7 protein-coding genes and 1 pseudogene (1 of these 8 running past the window's edge) are annotated in these 7010 nt (G+C 62.4%); 2 read left to right on the top strand and 6 right to left on the bottom strand.

The window, feature by feature from the left end; translation table 11 throughout:
• Positions 1-901, bottom strand: a pseudogene (gene dusB / locus NR193_RS31480) (tRNA dihydrouridine synthase DusB); it reaches 186 nt to the left of the window's first position.
• A 140-nt stretch (positions 902-1041) separates the two neighbouring features.
• On the opposite strand from dusB, the gene NR193_RS31475 reads away from it, so the two are divergent.
• Complete coding sequence (locus NR193_RS31475) at positions 1042-2271, top strand: bifunctional 2-C-methyl-D-erythritol 4-phosphate cytidylyltransferase/2-C-methyl-D-erythritol 2,4-cyclodiphosphate synthase (protein ID WP_256754563.1); 1230 nt, start codon at positions 1042-1044, stop codon at positions 2269-2271.
• Positions 2268-2777 (top strand): CinA family protein, encoded by a 510-nt coding sequence (locus NR193_RS31470; protein ID WP_256754562.1) that lies wholly within the window; start codon positions 2268-2270, stop codon positions 2775-2777. The genes NR193_RS31475 and NR193_RS31470 overlap by 4 nt, the downstream gene beginning before the upstream one ends.
• On the opposite strand, the gene NR193_RS31465 is transcribed toward NR193_RS31470, so the two are convergent.
• The 5 genes from NR193_RS31465 to NR193_RS31445 all read right to left on the bottom strand — a co-directional run bounded on the left by NR193_RS31465 (position 2753) and on the right by NR193_RS31445 (position 6782).
• The gene (locus tag NR193_RS31465) at positions 2753-3211 is read right to left on the bottom strand and encodes a type II toxin-antitoxin system RatA family toxin (RefSeq protein ID WP_256754561.1); all 459 of its coding nucleotides are present in this window, start codon (positions 3209-3211) and stop codon (positions 2753-2755) included. The two genes, NR193_RS31470 and NR193_RS31465, sit on opposite strands and share 25 nt — an antisense overlap.
• A 12-nt stretch (positions 3212-3223) precedes the next feature.
• The gene (gene lipA, locus NR193_RS31460) at positions 3224-4189 is read right to left on the bottom strand and encodes a lipoyl synthase (protein ID WP_256754560.1); all 966 of its coding nucleotides are present in this window, start codon (positions 4187-4189) and stop codon (positions 3224-3226) included.
• Between the two features lie 136 nt (positions 4190-4325).
• A complete protein-coding gene (locus NR193_RS31455; RefSeq protein ID WP_019858028.1) occupies positions 4326-4583 on the bottom strand; it encodes a GlsB/YeaQ/YmgE family stress response membrane protein in 258 nt (85 codons plus the stop codon).
• A 102-nt stretch (positions 4584-4685) separates the two neighbouring features.
• Positions 4686-6131, bottom strand: coding sequence for a dihydrolipoyl dehydrogenase (lpdA, locus tag NR193_RS31450; protein WP_256754559.1), 1446 nt, complete (start codon positions 6129-6131; stop codon positions 4686-4688).
• A gap of 12 nt (positions 6132-6143) precedes the next feature.
• Positions 6144-6782, bottom strand: a complete 639-nt coding sequence (locus NR193_RS31445; protein ID WP_256754558.1) for an SGNH/GDSL hydrolase family protein — start codon at positions 6780-6782, stop codon at positions 6144-6146.
• Between the last annotated feature and the right edge of the window lie 228 nt (positions 6783-7010).

Here is a 7010-nt window from a genome sequence, read left to right as displayed (position 1 = left end):
CATGGCGATCGAGATACCAGCCGAGATGCTTGCGCGCCTGGCGCAGGCCGCTTTCGACGCCGTAGAGCGTCAGCATATCCTCGTAATGGGAGATGACATAGGCGGCCAGCGCCGTCGGGTCCTGCGGGAGGTTGGTCACCGCCTCGCCTGTCGCGGCCGCCGCGATGCTGCCCGCGACCCAGGGCTCGCCGTAGTGAGCGCGGCCGACCATCACCGCGTCGGCGCCGGATTGATCGAGGATAGCAGCCGCTTCCGCCGGGGAGCAGACATCGCCATTGGCAACGACGGGGATGGACACAGCTTCCTTGACGCGGGCAATGGCGCGCCAATCGGCCTTGCCCTGGTAGAACTGGCAGCGCGTGCGGCCGTGCACGGTCACCATCTTGACACCTGCCTGCTCGGCGCGGCGCGCCAACATTGGCGCGTTGAGCGCGCCTTCGTCCCAGCCCAACCGCATCTTGACCGTCACCGGCACCTCGACCGCGCCGACCACGGCTTCGATCAGTGACAATGCATGGTCGAGATCCAGCATCAGCGCCGAGCCGGCATAGCCGCCCGTCACCTTCTTGGCCGGGCAGCCCATGTTGATGTCGATGATGTCGGCGCCCTCGCCGGCGGCGATTCGCGCGCCTTCGGCCATGTGCGACGCCTCGCGCCCGGCAAGCTGCACCATATGGACAGGCAAGCCGGAGTGGCGGATGCGCAGATCGAAGCCGGCCCTGCCCTTTGCGAGCTCGCCACTGGCCACCATTTCGGACACGACAAGGCCCGCGCCATGCGCATGGGCGCGCTGCCGGAACGGCTCATCGGTAATCCCCGACATAGGAGCGAGGAATACGCGATTGCGGATTCTCACGCCGCCGACGTCGAGAGGCGCGGCCAATTTGGTCAAGTTAACCATGCACAAAAACCAAGCATATTCATTCGTTGCACATTCTCTAGCCAGAACCGCCGCAATGTGCAACGCGGAATGACGCCACATTAAGGCGCAATTGGGAAAATGCTGGCCTTCGGCTTTGGCCGCGACTAGGACCAAACGGCATGACTGACGCAAGTGAAAATCACGCTTTGGGCGCGGGTGATAAGGTCGCGGTGGTGATCGTCGCGGCTGGCCGTGGCGCGCGCGCCGGCCAGGCCAATGGACCGAAGCAATATCAAGGCATTGGCGGTCAAGCCGTCATCGCGCATACGCTGGAGACGTTCCTGGCGCACCCGCGGACCGGCGTGGTCGTTGTCGCCATCCATGCCGACGACCACGACCTGTTCCAGCAAGCGGCAGGCGTCAACGCCGAGCGGGTCAGCGTCGTCATTGGCGGGGCGACAAGGCAGGCGTCGGTCCGGCTCGGGCTGCTGGCGCTGAGAAGCCACGCGCCAATGCGGGTTTTGATCCACGATGCCGTCCGTCCGTTCGTCGACGCGGACCTCATAGAGCGCACGATCGCCGCCATCGGCGAGCGCGAGGGAGCGCTGCCCGCGCTGCCCGTCGCCGATACGCTGAAGCGCGAGTCGGCCACTGGCGTGGTCGGCGAAACCGTTTCCCGCAGCGGGCTTCATGCAGCGCAGACGCCACAAGGTTTTCCGTTCTGGCCAATCCTTGCCGCCCACGAGAAGGCTCATCAGCTGGGGAAAGCGGACTTCACCGACGACGCCGCGATCGCCGAATGGGCGCATATTCCGGTAAAGATCGTCCCGGGCTCGCCGGACAATGTCAAACTCACCTGGGCACGGGACATAGCCATGGCGCACCACCGACTTTCGAGCGAGCGGGCACGCTTTCCCGACATCCGGACCGGCAATGGCTACGATGTCCACGCCTTCGAACCCGGCGACCACGTCACCCTGTGCGGCGTTGCCATTCCGCACGGCAAGAAACTGTCCGGCCATTCGGACGCCGATGTCGGCCTGCACGCCTTGACCGACGCGCTGCTGGCAACCTGTGGCGCCGGCGATATCGGCACGCATTTCCCGCCGTCCGATCCGCAGTGGAAAGGGGCTGCGTCGCGGATATTCGTCGAACACGCGGCAAAACTGGTGCGTGCGCGCGGTGGCCGTATCGCCAATGCCGACATCACGCTGATCTGCGAGGCGCCGCGCGTTGGCCCACATCGCGAGGCGATGACGGCCGCCTTGTCGCAGATGCTGGGAATTTCCGCGGACCGCATCTCGATCAAGGCGACAACCAACGAGAAGCTCGGCTTTGTCGGCCGCGAGGAAGGCATAGCGGCTATCGCCACCGCAAGCGTGGTTTTTCCCGGCGAGGTGCCGGAGTGAGCAACAACGACCTGGCAAATGCCCTGCTGCAGGCCTGCCAGAAGCGCGGCATCATGCTGGCGACGGCGGAAAGCTGCACGGGCGGCATGATCATCGCCGCCCTGACCGATATCGCCGGCTCTTCCGCCGTGGTCGATCGCGGCTTCATCACCTATTCGAACGAAGCCAAGATGGACATGGTCGGCGTTGCCGCCGCCACGCTTGATGCGCATGGCGCGGTTTCCCGCGAGACGGCGATCGAGATGGCAAGTGGCGCCCTCGCCCGCTCACGCGCCGGTTTGACCCTGGCGGTCACCGGCATCGCCGGTCCCGGCGGTGGTTCCGCGGAAAAGCCGGTCGGCCTCGTCTGGTTCGGACTTGCGCTGGCAGGCCGACCGATTGTCGCCGAGCGCCAGCTTTTCGCAGACAAGGGCCGCGATTTCATCCGCCGCGAAACGGTCAGGCACGCGCTGGAACTCGGCTTGCGGGCGCTTGGCCAGCATCAACCCGACGGCGCAACGCCATAGATGACATCGGCGCGCTTCTCGAAGGCCTCGGCGAACATGCGGAAGGCGCGATCGAACATGGTCCCCATCACCGCGCCCAGAATGCGGCTCTTGAACTCGTAGTCGATGAAGAAGCGGACCGCGCAGCCACCGCCGTCGGGTTCGAAACGCCACACATTGCTCAGATATTTGAACGGGCCGTCGATGTACTTCACGTCGATGGTGTTCTCGTCGGGCTTCAGCAGCACCTGCGTCGTGAAGGTTTCGCGGATCGCCTTGTAGCCGATGCTCATGTCGGCGACGAGAACGGTGCGTCCGTCACGCTCCTTGCGCGAGCGAACCGTCAGCGCTTCGCAAAGCGGCAGGAATTGCGGATAGGCCTCGACATCGGCAACCAGTGCAAACATCTGCCGAGGCGTGTGGGAAACACGGCGGGTGGCTTCAAATTTCGGCATGAAACCAGCGAGTTAGGCTGATTTCTTGAGCAGCGCTTCGCGCGCCGCGCGCAGCCGGGCGAAATCGTCGCCGGCATGATGCGATGAGCGCGTCAACGGGCTTGACGCGACCAGCAGGAAGCCCTTGGTCCGGCCGATCGTTTCGAAGGACTTGAATTCCTCCGGGGTGACGAAGCGGATCACCGGATGATGCTTCTTCGACGGCTGCAAATACTGACCGATGGTCATGAAGTCGACATTGGCCGAACGCAAATCGTCCATGAGCTGCAGGATCTCGTTCCGCTCTTCGCCCAGACCCACCATGATACCGGACTTGGTGAAGATCGACGGATCGATTTCCTTGACCCGCTGCAGCAGCCGGATCGAGTGGAAGTAGCGGGCGCCTGGCCGAACCGTCAGATAGTTCGACGGCACGGTCTCGAGATTGTGGTTGAAGACGTCGGGCTTGGCCGCCACGACGATCTCCAGCGCGCCCTCCTTGCGCAGGAAGTCGGGCGTCAGGATTTCGATGGTCGTCGATGGTGTGGCCGCCCTGATGGCGCGAATGACTTCGGCGAAATGCTGGGCGCCACCATCGGCAAGATCGTCGCGGTCGACCGAAGTGATGACGACATGGGTCAGGCCCATCTGCTTGACCGCATGGGCAACGCGGGCCGGTTCATCGGGATCGAGCGCGGTCGGGATGCCGGTGGCGACGTTGCAGAACGCGCAGGCGCGCGTGCAGATCTCGCCCATGATCATGAAGGTGGCGTGCTTCTTTTCCCAGCACTCGCCGATGTTCGGGCAACCGGCTTCTTCGCAGACCGTCACCAGCTTGTTCGATTTCACGATCTCGCGTGTCTCGGCATAGCCTTTCGAGACCGGCGCCTTGACGCGGATCCAGTCGGGTTTGCGCAGCACCTCCTGGTCGGGCTTGTGCGCCTTCTCGGGATGCCGCAGCCGCTGCGCATTGGCGATCGTGTCGAGGACAGTGACCATCAGAACCCTGGCTTTTCTCGCGACCGCCCGCCGGCGATCCTCACTTCAATGTCATCTAGGACTTTTCAGCACAAAGAAAAAGGCTGCAGCGGCGCATGCCGCTACAACCGTTTTCGCATAACCGGAACGATATCGACTACCGGCGCACCAGGCGACCGACCCAGATCAGCAGGCAGGCGCCGATGAAGCCGGTGATCAGATAGGCTGTCCAGCCGACCCCGAATGGGCCGAAATTGAGAGCCTGCAGGATTGCGTTCAACACGACCGCGCCAACGATGCCCATGATAATGTTCATGAAGATGCCGGTGTTGCTCTTCATGACCATTTCGGCGAACCAGCCTGCCAGGCCGCCAATGATGATGGCTGCGATCCAGCCGACACCGTTCAAGTGCATATGCCCTCTCCTTGTTCGATGGGTGAAAATGCATCCGCAAAAGAACACCCTTGCCGTCGAGCTCACGCAGCTTGCGCGTTTGAGTCTCGTTCGGCAAATCTATCATGCGTTCAGCGCGCGGCCATAGGCGTCGAGCACGCTTTCCTTCATCGTCTCCGACAGCGTCGGATGCGGGAAGATCGTGTGCATCAGCTCTTCCTCGGTCGTTTCGAGGTTCATCGCCACGACAAAGCCCTGGATCAGTTCAGTCACCTCGGCGCCAACCATGTGCGCGCCGAGCAACTGCCCAGTCTTCTTGTCGAAGATGGTCTTGACCAGCCCCTGGTCCTCGCCAAGTGCAATGGCCTTGCCGTTGGCGACGAAGGGGAAGCGCCCGACGCGGATATCCTTGCCATCGGCCTTGGCCTTGGCTTCGGTCAGGCCGACTGAGGCGACCTGCGGATTGCAGTAGGTGCAGCCGGGAATCTTCAATTTGTCCATCGGATGAACATTGGGCAGGCCGGCGAGCTTTTCGACGCAGATGACTGCTTCATGTTCCGCCTTGTGGGCGAGCATCGGCGGGCCGGCGACATCGCCGATGGCATAGAGCCCCGCCACATTGGTTTTGCCGTAGCTGTCGATGACGATGCAGCCGCGTTCTGTTTTCACGCCGAGGCCTTCCAGGCCGAGATTCTCGATGTTGCCCTGCACGCCAACGGCCGAGATCATCCGATCCACGGTGATCTTCTCGACCTTGCCGTCCTTGAGTTCGACATGCGCGGTGATCGAGTTCGCGCCCTTCTCGACTTTCGCCACTTTGGCCTCGAGCAGGATCTTCATGCCTTGCTTTTCGAACTGCTTCTTGGCGAAAGCGGAAATCTCGGCGTCCTCAACCGGCATGACGGCCGGCAAAACCTCGACCACGGTCACGTCCACACCCATGGTGCGATAGAACGAGGCGAACTCGATGCCGATTGCGCCCGATCCCATCACCAGAAGCGACTTCGGCATTTCCGGCGGCACCATCGCCTCGAAATAGGTCCAGATCAGTTTGCCGTCGGGTTCGATACCTGGCAGCGCACGCGGCCTGGCGCCAGTGGCGATGATGATGTGCTTGGCGGTGTAGGTGCCCTCGCCCTTGGTGTTCTTCGGCAGTGGCGCCTGCGGCTCCATTGGCTTCTTGGAAGACTTGGCTACGACGATCTCGTTGGCCTTGGTCAGTTTTGCCTCGCCCCAGACGACGTCGACCTTGTTCTTCCTCATCAGGAAGCCGACGCCGGCGTTCATCCGTTGTGCGATACCGCGCGACCGGTCGACGACTGCTTTGATATCCGCCTTGACGGTGCCGTCGATCTTCAGCCCGTAGTTCTTCGCATGCTCGGCATAATGCATCACCTCGGCGGAACGCAGCAGCGCCTTCGTCGGAATGCAGCCCCAGTTCGAACAGATGCCCGCCAGATGCTCGCGTTCGACGATCGCTGTCTTGAGGCCCAGTTGTGCCGCACGAATGGCGGCGATATAGCCGCCGGGGCCGGAGCCGATGATGATGACGTCGTAGTTCTCAGCCACGGTCTTTCTCCTTCACAATTCCAGCATGCCGCGCACGAGAGGCGCTAGCGCCTTGCCGATGTTGCGCGTATTTTCGGCGTCGAGATGGACGCCGTCGAGCGGTGTACATATGGCGACGCTCGCGGCATCAAAAAAACCGCAGCCCATCTCGTTGGCGGCGGTTTGATAAAAGCCGGCGAGCTTCGGCGACTCGGTTGCGCCCGTTCCCAACATTTCGGCGTAGTCCGCCTTGCGGGTTTCCACGATATGCGGCGGGGCAACCAGAATAATCCTGGGGGCGGAGCCGCCGAATGGATAGGCGTGCCCCCGCACGATTTCAACGAGGCGTCGCATGCCATAGGACGCTATCACCGCGCTGCCATGAATCGACGGCTTCATGTCGTTAGAGCCAAGCATGATGACGATCAGATCGATCGGCGAATGCGTGCTCAGGATCGTCGGCAATATCCGCGCACCGTTTCGATCCGCGCCCGACAGGAAGTCGTCATAGGCCGTGGTGCGACCGCCCAGTCCCTCGGCAATGACGTGGAAGCTCGGTCCGAGCGCTTTCGCCAGTGTGGTTGGCCACTGGTCGTCATATTCATGTCGACCCAAAGTCTCCGGGTTGTGTCCCCAGGTCAGCGAATCGCCATAGCAAAGAACCGTCTTCATCCGCTCAACTTGCCTTCCCACCAATCATGTCGCGCTTCACCCGCCAGCGGACGAACACTCTTCCTGAGCGTTGGTGATGACGGCCAGTTCTTGCGCCACCAGCCCGCCGGCGAATCCGGAAAGAATGAATGCTAGAAGGCTGGTGAAGAATTTCCGCACCGCCTTCTCCCCTTCCTACACCAGCATGCCCATCGGGTTCTCGATCAGCCGCTTGAAGGCGACCAGCAG

Source organism: Mesorhizobium sp. Mes31 (assembly GCF_024519675.1).
Lineage (GTDB): Bacteria > Pseudomonadota > Alphaproteobacteria > Rhizobiales > Rhizobiaceae > Mesorhizobium.
Note: the sequence above shows the minus strand (reverse complement) of the source record. Positions and strands in the feature narration are given on the sequence as shown.